The following is a 20,064-nucleotide window of genomic DNA, read 5'->3' on the forward strand; positions in this document are numbered from 1 at the left end:
CGGTGTGTGTCAAGCAAGTTGTCGCCTTTTTTTTCAAACGAAGTTCCAAGCTCTACCGCACAATTCTCTCATGGCCTCCGACGAGCAATTGGGGGCCCATTCTCAGCCATGAGAGAATTGTGCTATACCGTACCATACTCAAACGGTTATACCGCTTGCTTATCTGCCGTTTTTTCAATTTTTTGCCGTTTAAATTTTTTCAAAGTAACCATTGTTCCAGGTTCCCAATTCCTTGTCCTCCCTGACCATCTTTCAGGGTGTTTCGATCTGGCGTTCTGATAAATTTGATGTCTGTTGGCAAGAACGGCTACATCATTGCCATTGTGCCGGTCAGCGGGGGTGACAAATCCAATGCCGCTGTGCAAATGGACGTTATTGTACCAATATGCGAAAGTATGGACCCATTCCCTGGCTTCCAGCATCGTATCAAATGGCTTGGCCGGATATTCAGGCCGATATTTCAGGGTTTTGAATAATGATTCAGAAAACGGATTATCGTTACTGACAGATGGCCGGCTAAAGGATGGTATCACGCCCAAATCCTGAAGTTTGGCCAGCATCGTTACAGATTTCATGGGAGCACCATTGTCTGAATGCAAGGTGACCTGCTTTTCGTTAATTTTCTCCCGCAGGCAGGCATCCGTTATCAGATCAGAAGCAAGTTCTCCAGACTCACAGTCATACACCTGGTAGGCGACAATTTTACGGCTGTACAAATCCATTATCATGTAAAGGTAATAAAATTGGCCTGTTACTCTTGTTGGCAGGTACGTGATATCCCAGGACCACAGTTGATTCGGACCCGTTGCCGACAAAGGTTCCGGACTGGTCCTTTTGGCAGGTTGGCTGTCCTGTCGGTGAGCATTCATGTTATGCTGCCTTAATATTCTATATATTGTAGATTCAGAACCGAGATAGATCCCTTGATCTGCAAGTCTGGGCACAATTTGATTCGGATTCAAATCCGCAAATTCAGGAGAATCAAGGGTGTTAAGGATTTGTTGCTGTTCCTCACCGGACAATTTATTAGCGGGTGTGGCACGAGATCCATGACGCCTATCGGCAGTCCCGGTTTTGCTCCAGCGTTGAAGTGTTCGGAGGGTAAGCCCCAGCAATGCTGAGGCTTTATGCTTCCTGGCACCTGCTTTTTGGGCCTCGCAAATCAGTTGTAATACCCTTTGTTTGTCTGCAGGTGATATCAATCTTCCTCTGGCTCCCCCCAGATTACCTGGGCTTTTTTTTTAAGAACCAATAAGGCTGCTGTTTCCGCAAGGGCTTTTTCTTTGCGGGAAAGGTCTTTTTTTAATGCCGAATTTTCCCGTCGTAACTGAGTCTCGATTACTGAGGTTTGTTTCTTGAAATCAGTTGCCATTCCGGAAACAGCATCTTGCCTCCACTGTTTCAGATGATGGAGAAAAATCCCGTTTTTACGACACCAGGAGGCGCTCTCCTCGGAAGACATAGACCCCGACGCCATCAGGGCTGAGACGCGCTCTTCCGGCGTCCAGTCTCTGGGGCGTTTTTCTTTTGATTTCAAGTTGATGTTACCGCCTTTTCTGTATTCTCTTAACCATTTGCCAATAGTTGACCGCCCAATCCCAAATTCTTTTGATATCTCATCATGGGTTTTGTTCCCCGAGAGTACCTTTTGTAATACAGCTTTTTTGATTTGAATAGAATGTCCCATATCATCACCTCAATGCCCCACTTTTGTTTTTCAAGGGAGGCGACATCTATCCTGACACAGGGGGGTGGTGTTTTGCATGTCTACCCCGGTTTACTCTTTTTCCTTCGCAACCTGACCTGTGCCGCAGCCATCCAGCAGCTTCAGGCATCTTTCATGGACGCAGTCCACGGATATGCCCTTGATGCAGGCGTTGTCGTGGCACGCCATGCGCTTGGAATTGTAAACGTTAATACACGGACTGCACCAGAGGTTCAGCGTGATAACTTCGTGCCGAGCACTGCAAGGGCCGTAGACGTTACATGATTCAGGCCCGAAAAGTGATACGGTCTTCGTTCCCTGGGCCACGGCGAGGTGCAATGGTCCGGAGTCATTTCCAACGTACAGGTGTGCTTTGGACAAGAGGGCTATCAACTCTATAAGGGACATTTGTCCCGCAAGGCTGAAAACGGACATGTGTCTGGCTTCTTCCTTCACCTGCAGAACGTATTCGCGTTCTTCCCTGCTGCCGATGAGAACGATGGGCAGGTTTGTTTCTTCGGCCAATTGTCGGGAAAGTCGGGAGAATCGGGCGGCGGGCCATCTACGACCGAGAAAAAGGTCTCCCGCATTCGGGTTGACCGCAATGAACGGCCCATTGATTCCAGCTTTAGCGAGTAGTGCTGCAGTGCTTTTTTTGACTTCTCCGGAAATGGTGAATGGGATGAGTTCACTGTATGCGGATGCCGGGAGCTGCCCTTCTCGGGCGCTGGCAAGCTTGAGGAACTGTTGTCGAATATGCAGGCTGACGTCCAAGCTCGGCGTGACGTCGTAAATGGCGTTTCTCCAAGCTCTCAGCGACTTGAAGCCAATAGAGCGGACCCCAACCGCCGCACAGCAGAGAGCGGAGAAGTTGGCGAAAAATTCAAAATCGTACACCGTGTCAAAGTGCAGGTCGCGGAGCCGCTTCATAAGTGGCAGGATGGAGACGAGGAAACGTGCTATGCTGTTACCGATGGACAAGGAGTGAATGACATTCACTTCCTCTATGCATTCGACAATGGCCGCCTGCGGAGTCAGGGTCAGAAAGTGGATTTCCGCTTTGGGATGTTGATCCCTCAAATACCGCAGAGAAGGACAAAGTTGTGTAATGGAGCCGATTCCCCAGAACTTTATGATAAGAATACGCTTAACAAATTGCCCTTCACCGGATTCCAGGCATGGAAAATATTTCTTGAACAACCTGCCGGCAAAGCAAGCTATTGGACCAAGGTAATGGTCGATGTTTTGTAGGAATCTGGTATTCATACGCTTACTTTTTGAGCTCTTTGCACGGGCATTACGGACATGGCAGTCTGACTCTAATGAGTCGTTTTTAATTTTACTATCAAGTTTCATATTCTATTTCTATTCAAAACTCGGAGAAGAGGCTTATCCCAACATGCCCAGTGCCTCACGAATTTTTTCTTCATTCTCAATCACACCCCCGGGTTTCCACATATCGTCGATATGTTGTTTACAGGCCTGATGCCGGTAGTTCATCGGTAAGCCAGCCAGCAGTAGGGTTTCCATGTCCCACATCTCCGGTTCGGTCATGACCAACCGGTCTATCTCGTTGTTGAAGAAAAGCATGGCACCGCTTCGGATGAAGCTGGGCAAAACGTCGCGGTAACCTGGGGATTTCAAGCGCTCAAGAAGCTGCCTGAGTACTTGAGATTGTACGCTCCAATCCCTTCGGTTCTGGGTCCCGTAGGCGTCTTCATGGCGGCGGCGGGCAATGACCGGAGACGGGATGTGGCATAATCCGTACCGGAAAGCAACCACCAGATAGGCAAACCAGTCACAGTGCCATTTCAGGTCGTCGAGAAAATATCCGGCCGTTTTGAGGGCTTTGCGATTGATGAAGCTGGCGCAACTGGGAACCCACCATCCCTTGAGGACTTCTGCGAATGCCTCCGGCGTGTAGTGGGCAGGCGCTTTTCCCCATCCGTTCTTCATCTCTTTGACCTTTCCCGTTTCAACATCGACCATGTAGTAGTCGCCGCAGCATATGCCCACGCCGGGGTGTTGTTTCAGCATGACTTCGGCCTGCTCGAACCATCCCGGCAGGACAACATCGTCCGCCGGGAATCCGAAGATATAATCCCCTGTGGCCAGCCTGAAGGCGGTATTGCAAGCAGCCACCGGCCCCTGGTTTTCCTCGTGGTGGTGCAGGGAGAGCTGCGGATATCTTTTCATCAGCCCTTGGATCACCTCCCGGCTGTTGTCTGTCGAGCCGTCATCCACCACGATGACCTCGTCCGGGGAACGGGATTGATCCAGTATTGATGTCAGGGAGTTACCGATGCGATCCCCGTGATTGTAGTTCGGCATGATGACAGAAAGTTTCATTGTATTTTCTCCGGACTGCGGCGGTTGGCGGTTTAGAGAAGAGCCGACAGTTCTTCGTGAATCTGTTTGCAACGGGCCGTGAGCGTATGGCAGGTTAGGGTCTTTTTCTGGCCCCTGGTCGCCACGGACTTGCGCAGGGCTGCATTACCGAGTAACTCTTCGAGTTTGATAAAACACTCTTCCCTGCTGGAAAAGGTCACGACGTCCACCCCTTCCTCGAAAAGCTCCGGCATGTTCACCCCGGTGTCAGTAAGCAGGCAAACCCCGACGCCGGTGGCTTCAAACAACCGCATGTTGCCGACATATTTGTCGGCAGCATCTGTATGCATATTCAATACCACGCCGCAAGAGAGAAGGCGTTTGTACATTTCCAGACCAAAACAGGGATTTTCCACCTGGTCAGGATACAACTTGGACAGCGGTCTTTGGTCGACCGGACGGTTAGGTTCAATTTCATGTAACCACCCTCGCAGTTCTGTCTTTTCAAAGAGTTCCGCAAGCAGGGAGTAGCGAAAGGAATGGTTTGGGTAGCCGTATCCTGACGAACCGATAAAGCCGCAGGGCCATTGCTGCACTATTTTTTCATTCCCGGCAAAGGCGTCCAGAATGGTCTCATCAAAGCAGTGGTACAGCAGGCGGGCGTTGACGCCTTTTTTTTGGAATTGATCAACAATGCCGGGTGTGCATGTATAGACCAGATCCGCAGTTGCCAGTTCCTTGAAAGCGTGGGGAAATCCTTTCTGGGATACAAAAAGCCGGATAAATGGGAACCGGGTTTTGAAATCCTTGAGAATTGCAACAGGCAGAAAAAATATCTCCATGGCATAGACTACGTCGGGGCGATAATGTCGAATTTGTTCAAGAATGATCTCTTGTTGCCAGTTTTTTTCACTGTAAGTGAAATGATGTTCGTCAGCCCATTTTTTCTGTAGGCATTCCACATCATAAACGATGTCTATTGCCTTGTTTCCCAACGCCTCCATGCAATCCGCAAACGCATTGATGTAGATGTATCTTCTGCTGCGGTAGGCATCATGCAGCTCGGTATAGTTCAAGTTCTCCCAGTCCGGGATTTCCCTGAGAAAATTGTCGAGTACCGCGTACCCGTGCTTTGCCGAAAAACGAAGTATCGTGAACTGCGTCATATCCACTCCTTTTGTGGCATTGTGAAAACCCGGCTGACTGTCATGCTCTCCCTTATTCCTTCACTAAGCCGATAACGGCCTGGGCCACCCGGTCCACCTGATCCGGAGTCATTTCGGGAAAAATTGGCAGAGAGATAATGGAACCAGCCAGTTTATGGGTAATTGGCAAGGCTTCAGGTGCAATGTCCATCCCTTTGAATACCGGTTGTTCATGGAGTGGTACGGGGTAGTGAATCCCTGCTCCGATTTTTTGCTCATGCAGCCCGGCAAGAACCCGGTCCCGTTCCGGAACCTGGATGACATAAAGATGAAATACATGATCTGCTTCTTTGGCTACGGTCGGGGTAACAACTGCGTGGACGGCGCAGAAGGCTTTGTCATATAGCGCGGCAATTTGTCTCCGCCGTTCGTTCCACTCCCGAAGATACCGGATTTTTACGTTGAGCACGGCAGCCTGGATTCCATCCAGCCTGGAGTTCAACCCAGAGGTCTCATGGAAGTATTTGCCCTTCCGTCCATGGTTGGCGGCCATGGTTATGGCTTCGGCGAGGGATTTGTCCCGGGTGAAGATGGCCCCGCCGTCACCCCACGCCCCAAGGTTTTTTCCCGGATAAAAACTGAAGCAGGCCGCATCCCCGTACATGCCCGGTCCCTTTCCTTTCCAGGACGCCCCGTGGGCCTGGGCCGCATCTTCGATCACGGCCAGGCCGTGATCTGCCGCAATTTCCATGATTCCTTCCATATTCACCATCTGGCCGTACAGGTGTACCGGCACTATTCCTTTGGTGCGGGGGGTGATGGCCCGGGCCACAAGTTCCGGGGTCATGATCCAGGTATGGGGATCAATGTCCACGAAGACCGGGACATATCCCGCCATGATAATGGCTTCCGCAGTGGCTATGAAGGTGTGGGAAGGGAGGATAATCTCTTTGGTGTTGTCCCCCGGGCCCAATACGCAGCGGATGACAAGGTACAGGGCGTCGGTTCCGTTTCCACATAAGACCGCATGGCCGCCGCCACAAAATTTGGCAAAAGCTTCTCTAAATTCCGCATGTGCCGTACCGCCAATAAAACTGGTGGATGAGATGCACTGTTCAACGGCTGCGTCGAATTCATGTTTGTAAGCGCTATATTGTGCTTTCAGGTCTACCAATGGAATTGTGGTCATGGAATCATCTTTCGGATATGCGTGTTGGTGTTCAGGATGTTCACAACGCCAAGGGCATGATTGGCGTCGGTAAGACAGGCGGCATCCCCTCTGATGCAATCCATGAAATGCTGGATTTCCACCTTGAGCGGTTCCTGGAAATTCACCCTGGGCATAATCAAATCGCCGGAGCGGTGGGTGAAGGTGGGAAATGCGTGGGTGTCATAATCCATATTCTCGCCAAGAACAGCCATCCGGTCAATTCCCTTGTCAAAAATGGCAATCTTGTTCTCGGCCATGTCGTCGTATACAACCATTTTCTTTTCGCCGACCACGGTCATGCGCCGCACCTTTTGCGGGTCCAGCCAGCTGACGTGCACATGGGCCATGACCTTGCCCGGATACAGGATGTTCAAGAACACGGTGTCTTCAATTCCCTTCTGGATATAATCCATGCCTTGACGCTGCACGGCAAGGGGGGACACGTCATCAAGAAGGTATTGGATGATACTGATGTCATGAGGCCCAAGGTTCCACAGGACATCTACATCCGAACGGATCCGCCCAAGGTTCAAACGCTGACTGTAGATGTACCGGATGTTACCAAGCTGCCCCGAGGAAACAAGTTTTTTAAGGAACCTGACAGCAGGATTGTAGAGAAAGGTGTGTCCGACCATGGCAATCAACCCCTTTTCCCGGGCCAGGTCCCGGATATGTTCAACCTCTTCCACCGTACCTGCCATGGGTTTTTCAACCAGGATATGCTTTCCTTGTCCCAATGCCCTCATCGCCAGGTCGTAATGGGTGAAAACGGGTGTAGCGATAACCACGGCGTCGATCTCAGGGTCTGCAAGAACACTCTGACAATCATCCGTGACGTCAATGGCAGGATATAGACCGCTCACGTACTTCCGGCGTTCCGCAGCCAGGTCGCACAGGGATTTCACCCGGCACTGGGAATTGGCAACGAGATTTCGGAGCAGGTTGGGGCCCCAATAGCCGCAACCGATCTGGGCAACGCAAATCATGCTTTTATACCTCCCGCCAGGACAGGTCGTGCCCGTTCCAGGCGCTTTCAATATAGGGCATCTCCCTCCGCGGGAAGACCAAACCGTCAAGGTGTTCCTTGAACCAGTCGAGCAGCTCTTCATCCACATAGGCGGGCCTTCCCATCCTCCGTGTGTGGACCATCACGTCGGCCCAGTTTTCCATAGTCTTTGGGACGGGCCAGCCCATATCAAAGCACTCCTGGCAGGATGGTGTTCCCGGATTGGGAATGAGTTGGTTTAAATTCACCTGGGCATAGGGATTGGTGGCGCTGATGCGATACATGGCCCGGTAGGTTGCCTCCAAATCTTCACGGCGTTCTCCCGGGAATCCAAAAATGAAATGGTACCAGGCCTTGATGCCGTGTTTGGCAAGTTTTTTGCTAGCCTCGAACGTGACGTCGATACCCTCCTTTTTCCGGATGTGATCCAACACCCTGTTGGAGCCGCTCTCTACCCCAATGCCAAACATGGTTACGCCCGCCTTGATCAGCAGCTCATAAAAAGCATCATCCTGGGCTGCCAGAAAGTCTGACCGGACAGCAATAAACATTTCAAGTTTCCAGCCCCGCCGGATGATCTCATTAAGGATGGTTTCAGCCCGCCGTTTGTCCACGAACAGGTTGTCGTCGTTAAACGTAATGGAGTTGACACCCTGGTTCACGATGTCTTCGACGCAGGAAATGACCTTTTCAGCACTCATTTTTCGAAATTTTTCCCGTTTGGCCGCATTGACGCAATAGGTGCAGCGAAAGGCGCATCCGCGGGTGGACTCGATGGATAGAATTTGTTCGCCCTTGAGCCCGAAAAAATCCTCCGGCCCTTTGCCTCGCTTGTACAGGCTCAGATCAATAAGATGATAGGGCAGGGCAGGCAGGGAATCAAGATCGAAATATTCATGGCGCTTCCGGGTAAACACGGGTTTGCCGTTTTCCATAAACCCGATACTGTGAACATTGTGAAGGGAGGTGCCGTTTGCTATGGCATCATAGAGTTCAAGGACGGTCTCCTCACCCTCGCCTAGGCAAACGATGTCCACGGCATCATGGGCCAGGGTAGTATCAGGTTCCGTGCTCGGATGGACGCCACCCCATACTACGGGCAGGTCCGGATTGAAGCGGCGGACGATTTCAGCAGCGGCAATACCGCTGCGAAGCATGGGGCCTATAACCACACTGATACCGACAAATATTGTGTTGTCGTTCAACAGGGCTTGCAGGCGAGCCAATCCATCCGGCAGGACTGATAAATCGAGGATTTCGACAGTTACACCCTGTTGCAACAACATTGCTGCAAGATGCAGTGTCCCCAGTTGAGGCCGGGTATTGGGACAACCACTGTCAGGGTCAATGAGAATTACGTTGGCCATGATTCCTCATTTCAGGATCTGCATTGTGAGAATTCATTAAAAACCTTTTTAGTATTCCCAACTGGTTGTTTTTGTTGGTATTCATTGTTTAATTGCTTTAATAACAGCGGTTTGACACAATAAATCTTCTACCTTGTAAGGGAACCAGGACTTGTCAATAATTGGCGGAATATTTGAACTGACTATTTTTCTGACCACTTCAACCTTGAAACCGATTTCTTCCCATAATTTGATGAAGTCGTTGATACGCATCAAATTTGTACCGGTCCATTTTCTAGTCCAATCGCCCCGGGAATATTTAAGAAAACCAAAATGTATCCCGGAACTGCTTCCTCCTGTGTGATCATTCATCCCGATTTCATGAAGCATTTCCCCGCCTTTTTTTAAAACACGAAAAATTTCTTCAGAAAGGGATGCTACATCCAGAACATGTTCAAAAACCATTTTCGATGTACAAAAATCGACACTTTCCGACGCTAAATCAAGATCATGCAGAGGCGTGTTATGAATAGAAAAACGGGGTAAATGTGATGGTGTATGGGATGATACCGATTCCGATAAATAAGGAAATAACTCGCTTAGCTGCATAAAAAAAGATTTAGCCAATTGGTCATTGAATTCAAATTTTTCAAATGGCTCTAAAGCGATGACTTCTTTAAATCGAGATGCCATTAAAAAGGAAATAAGTGGCATATGCCCGAAACCTAACTCTATATACCGATCCCCGCTTGCAGGAAATTGATTTTCGAATCTTTGAAACCATCGAATCTGTCCTGCAAGTTTTTCCATGGGGATGGTTGATAAAAAATGTTGTTCTACAAAATCGTCTAACCAATCAATTCCGGGTACATTGAAGTAGGTTGCTGAATATTTTTCTCTTGATTGCCGTGAAAACCAAAGGTCAGCATTGTGCGTTTGATAAAAAGATGAAATGAATTGGTTGGGCATGGAACCGGTGTCTCCGGCATACTTCATGAGCCAAAGAAACTCTTCACTTTTTGTATAGGCATGCTGAGCATGAGTTCCCCTCAATCGACCGGTGGCATTTCTATCAATGGCTTGCGGTTTAGACGGAACGATTGACTGGTCATTTACTGACAGCAGAAAATCAATGGTTGCTGAATTGATGATGCTGAATTCCAAATTGCTTAAAGCGACGTTTGCCCCGGCAAAATCAAATTCGCCACTTTGGACTCTCATGAATTGATTCTGTATAAACACGTCATCAAAAAAATAGGTATAGGAACTGATACAGCAAACAATGTCCCATTCTTTGGCTTTCGATAATTTGGCCACCCGAATGTGGGGATAGACATCGTGACCAATATCAAATTCAAATCCCCATTTGGAGATGATCTCAATGAACCTGGGTGGAACATCAGGAGAAACAGAGAATACGATCTGGCTGAAAACGTTTTGTTTGATGAGTTCACGAAGGATTTTGGGATAAAGATACTCCCCCTCACACTTGAGCATTGACAGACAATTATCCGATAAAGGCCGCACTACGGAAATGCAGGGAATTGCGTTGGAATGGAGGCTATTGCTCATAAGGCTCCTCATTGTTTTCAAAGTGGTCTAAATATGTATTTTAATGACGGTTGGCACAGACTTTTCAATTCCTGTTCCCACCGGCTTCTACATCGTTGACTGCCGTCCACAGTTCAGGGAAGGTCTCACGATGGGTCCCTTTGACATACCAACTGTTGCCCCTGGTACTCACAGTTCTCACCAGCAGGGTCTTCCATGGCCGGAAATAGTAGTTGGGGTCGGATTTGCCCGCCTCATCGGCATAGGAGGGCGGAAGATCCTTGAGATCACAGACAAGGGTGCAAAAGTCTTCTACGGTTTTTCCTTTTTGGCGGGCTGCGTTTCGAACCATGGACAACGCCTTGAGAAAAATCTCCGGAGCCATGACCGCACTTCCGAAGCTGGACAGGGTTCCGCCTTCTATGGATTCCAGTATGTTGGCAAAATAGAGGAAATCTGTGTAACTGGCCTTACCTGCCGTTGCTCCGTCAAAATTAGGATGCTGGTGGATGATATCATAGCCGATGCCGATATGAACGGTGACAGGGATATTCAGCTGATATGCCCTTGCCAGCAGACTGATTTCCCGGTGGGGCAATTTGTTTTCAAGAATATAACGACCGACGCATTCCCCCAACCCTTCATCCCGGGCCACACCCTCGGCTATAATTTCATTGAGATATCCAGTTTCCTGCCAGAAACCGAAACGGCCATCTTTTATGTAATGCGCCACAGATTCTGTTGTTTGGCCGATAAGGGCAAATTCGTAGTCATGGATAACGCAAGCACCATTAACCGCTATGCAGGAAATAAGATGCCGCTCCATGAGATCAATAATAAAAGGCTGTACGCCTGAACGGATGGTATGCGCCCCAAGCATGAATACATTGGACGCCTTTTGATTCCTGGCCTTAAGCATTTTCCGGGCAACGTCCCGGAAGGGCGGCCGAACAGATGCTGTCGGATGTAAATGCATAATAGTGGATAGATCCAGGTCGTTCCTGCGCTTTTTTAAAGGAATCACCTCAATACTGCTGACGTCAAATTGTGTATACTTCCCTGTCATGGAATAACCTGCGGACAATTCTCATTCCCTCTGCTCGACGGGTATCGCGTAGAGAATGGTCTCATTTAGAAAGTGGCAGTAGTGTCCAATATGAAAGATGTAGTCCTTTAACATGTTGTTCAGCAGCAGAGGGAGGCGAAAGATATCTTCCTTTTTGTGGTAGATGGACACAGCCAGGTTAGGCCGGTGTTCTGTGATGGTTTTTTTTGCGCCCACTAATGCCTGGGCCTCGGCACCCTCAATATCCAGGCATATATAATCCACACGCTTGATGCGATGCATCATTACAAACTCATCAATAGAAATTGTATGAATGGTTTTGGTTTTTGGGTTTAATGGTGCATCGGACCGCAGGGTCGCGCAGGCGCCATGACCTGTCATGGGCAAAATATCACGGGAATGCCACAACCCCATGGGATGGATGTGAACCTTTCCGGACTGTTCGATAAGCTTGAGAGTTTCCCGGGATATGTTTGAGTTTCCCCAGGGTTCAAAGCCATGGATAGCTTCTATGCCGGGGAAAAACCCCAAAAATTTTAAACAGTCCATGCCGTCAAACACACCTGCATGGAGGATGGTCTTGATCGTATCCCTTTGTATAAAATCCAGATATTGCTCCGTGAGATGAGAGAAGACTGTGTTCCGTATCCGGGGATAATCAACAATTTGGGAATTGATGGCATCAAGATTGACCAAAGAAGACCCTTCACATCTTCCATCGACCAAAAATTGAAATATTGTTTTATCTTTATCCGTATTTAGCAACGCCTTAGCCGCTTTAATATCATCCTGGGCTTGAATCATATCCCCATGTGTGTACACATATTTGTGCCATAGCCCCAAAGAAGCCACGCCATAGTCAGAAATACCGGCCATTTCCAACTTAGTGACGATGTCCCGCCACCAGGCAGAGGTGATCAGAATAAAGTCGTACTGTATGTTTAGTGAGGGAAGATCGTCCAGTTTGACCTTCCGTAATCCAGCCACCGCACCGTTGTCAAAGGAATCCAAAAAACAAACAACCTTTATGTCAGGACGACGGTCGCGGATTTTGTTCAGCACTGAAAGACCGGCATCACCACTGCCATACAATAGAATCCGCCCGTTATGCGGCAGCTTGTCCAGCGTAAAATCTGTTTTTGGGGCCTTGGTAATTTCCTTTGGTTTCATGGGAGATGAACGTCTACTCCAATATGCCGATGTGGGTTTCACCCAGACCGTCACACGGCGCGCAAAAGCCATAATCCGGGCAGATGTCCAGGCAGATGTTTTCCTTAAGGGAATGGGTCAGCATATTTTCCATGGGCTGTGTTTTGCGCATTAGACGCGAAACACACTGGTAGCGTGTCCCTTCCGGATCGATGAGGTATATTTTTCGACGGCAGACAGCTTTTTGGGCGTTATTCTGCATACAGCCCGGAAAATTGCGTTGATCTGCATCCAAATCAATGTTCAATCCATTGTTTCTGAAAAATGCTAAATCCTGGGTTAAAAATTCTCTGTTTTCAGGGGCATCAACGGCATGAACAGTAAGTGAAAACAGGGGATTGTCTTGAATTGTCTTGATATTATTTAAAAATATATCACGACCAGGCATTTGGCGGGCATGCCAGCTGACAAAAAAACGGACCTCCCTGTCAATGTCTGCAAGCTGATCCCTGACATCAATACTCAGATTAGAATAAACAGATATGGATAAAAATGGATCAATATGGTTGATTATTTTTACCAAGTCCTTGTATAAGAATGGTTCCCCACCGGTGAACACGACATGACACATTTCCCGATTGATTGCTTTAATCCATTTTTCCCCGGGAATAATTTTATGATTTTTTTCTATTCCTTTGATATTTGCATTGACACAGTACGGACAGTTTAAATTACATTGAAGTGTCAGATAAATACGTAATTTCCCATCAAACTGGGCTGAATTGATATAAGTATCTTTAAGTTTCCAGCCATTGGATTTTGCAATATTGCTCAAATTTTCCAATTGATTGGGCGCGTAACGAAAGGGTCGATCATGATTATTAAGTTCCGGCCGGCTGCCGGTTTTATTTAAAAGTGTTAATGCCTGTCCGTACTCCCTCTGATAACGGCTGAAAAAATTAGGATTATCCGTTATTGAAGCTTGCGACTCATAAAAGTTGACGGCTGATTTTAGAAGTGATGCTGCATAGTCTTTATCCGTGTTTTCTATGTGCAGCCCGGCACAGCGGATATATTCATCCAGCGTGGCATGGGTGTTGTGGTTTATGGCACAAAAATCAAATAGGGCGTCATGGCCTTTTCTGCCTTTATTTTCTTTAAAAAAATCAAGCATCTGGGCCGCGTTTTCTTTTTCTGAGCCCATGCCTTGAATATGCTCAAGTGCGGCCTTTGAAAACGCTTCCCACTGTTTGGGATTCTCCTGGAGCTGAATGATGCGGTTGGCTGCATGATTGATATTACCGACGTCAATTTGATACCCGGTGACTTGATCAACACAATAGTCCGTCATTCCGCCAATATTGGTGCATATGGGTACGGCGCCGCAGGCCATTGCTTCCATGGGTGGAATGTGTAATCCTTCTTGGTCACTCATTGCCAGCCAGACATGGCAGCAGCGCATCATGTCCCGTAATTCCATCCGGCTGGGATAGGCTATATATTCAGCATGGTCAGGCAGTATGTCCGGTCTTTTGGCCGCACCGAAAAGTTTTAGCTTTGCATGGCACCCTTTTTGTCGAACTTCTTCAACAACTTCCAGAAGGTCGGCAAAACGTTTTCTGGGCATTGAGTTGTATAGTCCTCCAATGACAATTTCCTGGGTTGGCGGCGCTTTAACGGGCGAATTAAAAATATCGAAATCAATGCCGTAGGGAATGAGGCAGGCCTTCTTGGACGTATGTTGCATCGCCGCATCTGCCAGGTAACGGGCAACGGCTATAAGATGGACAGGCTGGCGCCAGTTTTTAATGATGGCCTCACTTGTGCCGGACCAATTCTCAAAGTCCTGCAGATAGGCAAATTTAACGCCTTTAGAAGCCGGCAGGGCAGATAGTTTGCCGGCCATATACCAGGAGGAACATAAAACTGCATCACAATCGGGTACTTCATTGGGCTTAAGTTCAGGTGAAAATATTCTTTTCCCACGGACTTCAATCAGGTTAAAGCAAAAGGAATGGGTATAGGTGATAAATATTTCATGACCCATATTTGCGAGGATATTGGCATATTTGATAAGCTGCAGACATCCTCCGCAATTGCGGTATCCATCATTTAGAAAATTGATTTTCATATGTAATTTGCGGCAAGGGAAGGGCAGATACGGTCAACTGCTGACAGAACCATATCCACGGACATGTTTTTAAGGCATGCGTATTTCAGCGTACATGCATAATCCCACGGTTTCAGGCGTCCAGGCCCATTGTGTTTCCCCTGGCATGGCTGACAGTCAAGCCCAAGACTCAGACAGTGTGCATTCTTTTTTAAGGGTTTGTTTTTTTTAATTGATGACGGCCCAAACAGGATAATCGTCGGCGCATTGGCCGCAACAGCAATATGGGCCAGGCCGCAGTCGTTGGCAATCACTAATTTGGCATGCCTCAGTATGGCTGCAACTTCCGGCAGATCAGCATTTTTTATTATTGTCGCCCCGCAATCACAAAGCGTTGAAAGAAAATTAAGGGTGCTGTAGGCATCTATGTCCATTTGCTGACAAAGGATGATTGGATTATCTAATTGTTTCGCCAATTGTGAAAAATAAGGCCAGCGCTTGGAATCCCAGCCCGGCTTGCTGCCGGGACATAGAACGATACGTTGCTTGAACTGCTCAGAAAGACTAACGTCTAAGCCGCCTACAAATGTTTCTTCCACAAAAGGCTTGATACCTGTGACGTTTTTGAAAAAATCGGCATATGCTTCACCTTCGTTTTTATGCATTGGTTCACGATAAGGAGAATAAAAAAAGTCTTCATTGTGAATATGGGCCCGGCATTCAATATTGAGTCGTACATCCGCCTTAAACTGTAAGGCGTCCTCCGGTTCAATCAGCGCCAGGCCCGGTAAAGCATTTTTAAATAGTCTTGTCAGGGAGCCTCCACTGTCAAATAATGGGCAAAATGCCGTATGCATTCCATGTTGGACTGCGGCTGAGAGCAAGGAAGTCATCTGGATGACATTGCCGATACCTGCACATGCAATTAAGAAAATGGTATGGATATGTTCTGATTTTTTACAATAAGGAGGTGAAATGACAAATTCACCAGACTGACTGATGAGCCGAACCGTTGTAACCCCCATAAGTCCCAGTGATGTAATATAACTTTCCCAGCCCCAGGGCCGTGTGTCGTCTTTCACAAGAATAATTTCATCAAATGACACTATATTTATAGCCAGAGAAAAGAGGTCATCCCGTGAAGGTATTAGGGGGCCATTGTCAAAAAAAAGAGAATGACAATGGGGAAAACGGGAGTGAATAATTGGGGCATCGCTTTTATGGCATAACAGGGTTGAGGCAGGTCCAATGACGTGATCCAGGAACTCTAGTTGAGCCAGTCCGGGCTCGGGAAGTATTATAGAGTCACAGCTTGACATTATTGAATTTGCTCTACCAGTTGCTCAGATACTTTTCGGGGCGACCAGTTCTTCTCCATAAACTCCCTGGACTCTCGGCCTATTTCTTTTACTTTATCAGGATCGTTGATCAGTATATTCAGCTGTTTTTCGAGCTCCGGGGGCGTTGTAATGACCCATGGGAGCTGGGTTGTCCTGGCGAATATTTTAATATGTTGGATATTCCATTCATCTAATCCGGCTATTACGCAAAGTCCCTGGCTTAGTCCTTCAAGGCTGGTGACGCCAAAATATCCTTGAAGATGATCGAAAAGAATATGACACTGCCGTTTTAAGTTAAGGCATTCTTTGTGGGCCGTGTTTTCTATAAGGCGCATTTTTACAGGCGTTTGTGAAGAATTGCCTATTTCATTCATGATCTGAATAAACTCATCTGTATTTTTAAGATCTTTTCTCGTTGGTGAATGGCAAATCAATACAGGGTGTTCTGGTTTATTTTTTATGGGGGAATATAATGGATCTTCTATGGGAACCAAATTAGGCTGCCATTTTGCCTGGGGCAGAAGCTTTAGTAAATCCGGAGTGCTTACTAAAAGATTAGAACGGCCTAATTTCTTATATTTTTCCCGGTATTTTCCGGGGTTTCCCCGAAAATCAGGATGGCCGTGGTGGTGATGGACGATCCGTTTTCCTTTAACATAATCTTTGGGAAGAAAAGGGCCAAGCTCGGTGTATTCATCGGCTGTCATGTGAAAATGAAAAACGTCGCTTTCCTTTAACAAACTTTCCACTTCTCCCCATCCATCCTGGTCAAGCCAGGGTAAATGGATATCTTTTTCAAACATGAAGTTGTAACGAATCTCTTTAGTAATCAGGCGGCAGGTGTGATGGGTATATCTGTTAATGGCCTTTGTAAATTCTATGGCTGTTCCTGCAGGATCGTTTATGGCTATCATTAATATGCGCATGATCATAAACGCTGCAGGTCGGTATAATGCCTAATATTAAATATGGTCATTTCCCTTCCGAAATATCCATTATCCATTTCAGATTAAAACGAGCAAGGGCCATGGAGCAGCATTGATCAGAGGATGATGGAAGACCCGTCATGGACGGGGTGGTTTTGTACATGAGAAGGATAGTGCCGTCTGCTGCTATTGTCATTGCTGAATAGTCAAACCAGGCTCCGAAACCCGTTACGGCTCTGGAATATTGCCAGGTTTCCCCGCCATCTGTGCTTAGACGGACCACGCCGTGTTCCCGGTAGGAGGTGTCACTGTCCGGATTGGCAAAGAGGATAACATCCTCGCCAATTCGGTCTGACATACCTGTTTTTTTGAGTAGCTCTTTTGGGTAACGGATCATGCTCGCATTGCATCCCTGGGAGAGTTCCTTCAGGGCCGGGTCATCTTTGGTCTCGAAAAACGATGTACCTGCGTCACGGCTCAGTGCGGTCTTTCTCCTGAAGTCATCAAAATAGGCCCGGGCATTGAAGTAGATATCACCATTGTTCCTTTCCGCAAGGCAGGCCTCTCCTGTCCCTTGATGGAATGCATTTGCCCGGTAAAGGGTTTTGCCGTGGTCGTCACTGAAGATGGCCGTGCTGTAACATTTTTCCCTTCTGTCGGAGATGGATTGGTCATTATACCCATTGGTGGTGATGGTTACTCTGGCCGGCCATACCAGGCGGCCCTTATGCCTGCCAAACCGGAGCTGAATTCCGGGCGCACTGCCATGGGTGCCACCCAATCCGCCGGGGGATTGCATGTTGTATTCAGGCCGCCAGTCCGTCCAGGTATCCCCATTGTCTGCACTTTGAAGCCACCCACCGCCGCACATGAGAAGAACGTTGCCGGTTTCGCTGTCTGTCACCGCCGATCCCATATGCCACTTGGCACCTTGCTTGCGACGCAGTTCCGTAAGCTGTCCCCATGTTTGACCGTTATCTTTGCTTTTTTTCATTACAATATGGCATTCGCCCACATCATCGCATGGCGATTGCCACCGTTGCTCGCAAAAGGCCAGAATGGAGCCGTCCGGTGCGGTCACAATAGAGGGAACATGGTAAAAGGCGTTCTCTTTTTGGGCAATAATGATAAATCGTTCGAACACGGAAGTATCGGTTACCTCATGTATTTGGAAATTAAGGAGATCGCTTTGAAAAATGCCCGCCCGTTGTTGAGGTGTCCCCGCCAGATTTCAGGGACCCATGATTCTGTGTAATTTGAAAAGAGCGGCATGATCCGGGTAAGATCAATGTCTCCCTCGCCAAACTGGACGCCTTCGCCGTCTACACCATAGGCATCGGCTAAATGAAGGTGTCTAATCAGCGGGTAGACTTTTTGAATGTACTCTTTGAGATCTATTCCCTTGGCATTGCAGTAAAGGGCGGCGTGGGAAAGGTCAAAAACCATATGAAGGCCTGCCTCATTGCACACTGAGACGATTTCATCCGGGTCCATGAAAAAATTCCCCTTCCATTCTCCGCCAAAAAGCCAGGGATAGGGGGGCAGGTTTTCCAAAAGCAGTTCAACGCCGCTGGTATCTATTTCAAATAATGATTGCATTAAAGCTTTTCGAAGAGGGGCTTTCGGCAGCTTCTCTTTCAGGCTGACAGCATCCGGGTGGACCACAATTTTGGGGATCCCCTGGAAAAAAGGACTCATTTCATTGGCCAATGCAATGGTTCTTTGGACAAGATCCACTGATTTGGATCTGATGGCATGATCTGAATGGCATAGGTTTATGATCCCGCCATCAATAAATTCCGGGGCATGGATGATCAACTCCTGCCGATGGGGATGCTCGGGGATAAAGGCTGTGGCAAAATCCTTTTCTGCCAGATGAATTTCGATGACTTCGGGATCAAAGGAGATGATGTCATAAAAATCATTGAATCGTGCAATCAATCCCCATTTACTCTGGAAAGAATACGCCGATGGATGGGGAAGTCCGCCATTTCCATTTGTTTCCAAATCTTCTTCAAAGAAAAAAGTGTTTTTCTGGATGTTGCGATGAATGGATTTTCCGACCAAGTCATCCTTTCTGGATGTATGCAGACCCCTGCCGGGTCCCATTACTTTAATATGGGATTCATTGATAACACTGCCTTTGGGAAGGTCTTCCGCCGCGGCAAGGCTCTTTGCAAAAACTTCACGGTTGAGCACTTCACCACGGAGAAGGAACCGCTTTCGGCTGCCCATGGCCTGATCTGCAATTTCAATATCTCTGACCAGCCGTTTGAAAGAGTACGGGTCAAGGCTGACTTTATGGTCGGTTCCTTCCATGGTTGGATCAAGTGTCAGATGCTTTTCAATGATGCAGGCCCCCATGGATGCAGCGACAAGGGGGATGATAATGCCGATATCGTGTCCCGAATATCCCACGGGCTTATCAAATTGCTTTAGCCAGTTAATCATTTTAAGATTCACATCTCTGGGCCAGACCGGGTACGCACTGCGGCAGTGGAGAATGGCATAATCTGCGGTCCGTTCATTCAGGAAGCGGACGGTTTGCTGGATTTCATGCCTGTAAGCCATTCCCGTGGAAATGATAATGGGAAGATCTTTGGATGCAATATATTCCAAAAGCGGATAATTTGTCAGATCTGCTGAGGCGACTTTAAATGCGGCAATGCCGGCGTTGTAGATCAACCGGGCACTGGTTATGTCAAATGGGGTGCAGATGAAATCAATGGGCTTGTCCTCGGCATATCTTCTCAGTTCAAGGTAATCGTCGTTGGACAGTTCAAATTTTTTAAGAAGGGGAATGATATACTGAAAATTTTGCTCATACTTTTCAGGGTGATTGAGCATATCTTCCGGATAGAGGCTTATCAGGTCTCTTTTTTGAAATTTTACGGCATGGGCACCTGCGTCAACTGCGGCATCCACCAATTCTTTTGCTAATTTGAGGCTTCCATTATGATTGATTCCGGCTTCGGCCACAATGTAGGTTGGATGGTCTTGCCCAATTTTTCGGTTTCCGATGATCATGGATTTATCGTGGCTTTTTGTATGATTGGACGAGCTGTTTGTTTTTTATTGTCCCAATCGGTAGTAAAAACTATGGACTTTAGTCCAAGACTTTTAGTGCATTATTTTTATAGGCATTAAGGGGCATGCTACGGATTTCGGTTCTTAGTTCTTGT

General features: G+C 47.7%; 15 protein-coding genes. All 15 read right to left on the reverse strand.

Features of this window, described 5'->3' with window-relative positions; genetic code table 11:
- Positions 1–146: 146 nt before the first annotated feature.
- Positions 147–1,687 (reverse strand): IS3 family transposase gene (locus Q366_RS04355; protein ID WP_425388290.1). Its coding sequence is split into 2 segments (ribosomal slippage): positions 147–1,228 and positions 1,228–1,687, totalling 1,542 coding nucleotides; the frame shifts between segments, so codons are not numbered across the junction.
- A 90-nt stretch (positions 1,688–1,777) separates the two neighbouring features.
- Positions 1,778–3,061, reverse strand: a complete 1,284-nt coding sequence (locus Q366_RS04365; protein ID WP_035236661.1) for a glycosyltransferase family 9 protein — start codon at positions 3,059–3,061, stop codon at positions 1,778–1,780.
- Between the two features lie 33 nt (positions 3,062–3,094).
- Positions 3,095–4,054 carry a glycosyltransferase family 2 protein gene (locus Q366_RS04370; protein ID WP_035236664.1) on the reverse strand — a complete coding sequence of 320 codons (960 nt, stop codon included), beginning with the start codon at positions 4,052–4,054 and terminating at the stop codon, positions 3,095–3,097.
- Positions 4,055–4,086: 32 nt separating this feature from the next.
- A complete protein-coding gene (locus Q366_RS04375; RefSeq protein ID WP_035236668.1) occupies positions 4,087–5,199 on the reverse strand; it encodes a glycosyltransferase family protein in 1,113 nt (370 codons plus the stop codon).
- A 52-nt stretch (positions 5,200–5,251) separates the two neighbouring features.
- On the reverse strand, positions 5,252–6,367 hold the full coding sequence (locus tag Q366_RS04380; RefSeq protein WP_035236671.1) for a DegT/DnrJ/EryC1/StrS family aminotransferase: 1,116 nt from the start codon (positions 6,365–6,367) through the stop codon (positions 5,252–5,254).
- A complete protein-coding gene (locus tag Q366_RS04385) occupies positions 6,364–7,374 on the reverse strand; it encodes a Gfo/Idh/MocA family protein (protein WP_035236674.1) in 1,011 nt (336 codons plus the stop codon). The genes Q366_RS04380 and Q366_RS04385 overlap by 4 nt, the downstream gene beginning before the upstream one ends.
- Before the next feature lie 4 nt (positions 7,375–7,378).
- Entirely contained in the window at positions 7,379–8,761 is a 1,383-nt protein-coding gene (locus Q366_RS04390) for a B12-binding domain-containing radical SAM protein (protein WP_035236676.1), read from the reverse strand.
- Positions 8,762–8,842: 81 nt separating this feature from the next.
- Positions 8,843–10,312, reverse strand: coding sequence for a methyltransferase domain-containing protein (locus Q366_RS04395; RefSeq protein WP_035236679.1), 1,470 nt, complete (start codon positions 10,310–10,312; stop codon positions 8,843–8,845).
- Positions 10,313–10,376: 64 nt separating this feature from the next.
- The gene (locus tag Q366_RS04400; protein WP_035236681.1) at positions 10,377–11,357 is read right to left on the reverse strand and encodes a GSU2086 family protein; all 981 of its coding nucleotides are present in this window, start codon (positions 11,355–11,357) and stop codon (positions 10,377–10,379) included.
- Positions 11,358–11,378: 21 nt separating this feature from the next.
- Positions 11,379–12,527: an FkbM family methyltransferase gene (locus tag Q366_RS04405; protein ID WP_035236683.1), complete on the reverse strand. Its 1,149-nt coding sequence runs from the start codon at positions 12,525–12,527 to the stop codon at positions 11,379–11,381.
- A 13-nt stretch (positions 12,528–12,540) separates the two neighbouring features.
- A complete protein-coding gene (locus tag Q366_RS04410; RefSeq protein ID WP_035236685.1) occupies positions 12,541–14,637 on the reverse strand; it encodes a glycosyltransferase in 2,097 nt (698 codons plus the stop codon).
- Entirely contained in the window at positions 14,634–15,698 is a 1,065-nt protein-coding gene (locus Q366_RS04415) for a glycosyltransferase family 9 protein (RefSeq protein ID WP_169742932.1), read from the reverse strand. Before Q366_RS04415 ends, Q366_RS04410 begins: the two co-directional genes overlap by 4 nt.
- 236 nt (positions 15,699–15,934) lie before the next feature.
- Complete coding sequence (locus Q366_RS04420) at positions 15,935–16,759, reverse strand: glycosyltransferase family protein (protein ID WP_211251864.1); 825 nt, start codon at positions 16,757–16,759, stop codon at positions 15,935–15,937.
- A 169-nt stretch (positions 16,760–16,928) separates the two neighbouring features.
- Positions 16,929–18,026, reverse strand: a complete 1,098-nt coding sequence (locus Q366_RS04425) for a sialidase family protein (protein WP_035236689.1) — start codon at positions 18,024–18,026, stop codon at positions 16,929–16,931.
- Positions 18,027–18,037: 11 nt separating this feature from the next.
- Positions 18,038–19,909 (reverse strand): N-acetylneuraminate synthase family protein, encoded by a 1,872-nt coding sequence (locus Q366_RS04430; RefSeq protein WP_035236691.1) that lies wholly within the window; start codon positions 19,907–19,909, stop codon positions 18,038–18,040.
- Positions 19,910–20,064 lie beyond the last annotated feature (155 nt).

Source organism: Desulfobacter vibrioformis DSM 8776 (genome assembly GCF_000745975.1).
In the GTDB taxonomy this organism is placed as follows: domain Bacteria; phylum Desulfobacterota; class Desulfobacteria; order Desulfobacterales; family Desulfobacteraceae; genus Desulfobacter; species Desulfobacter vibrioformis.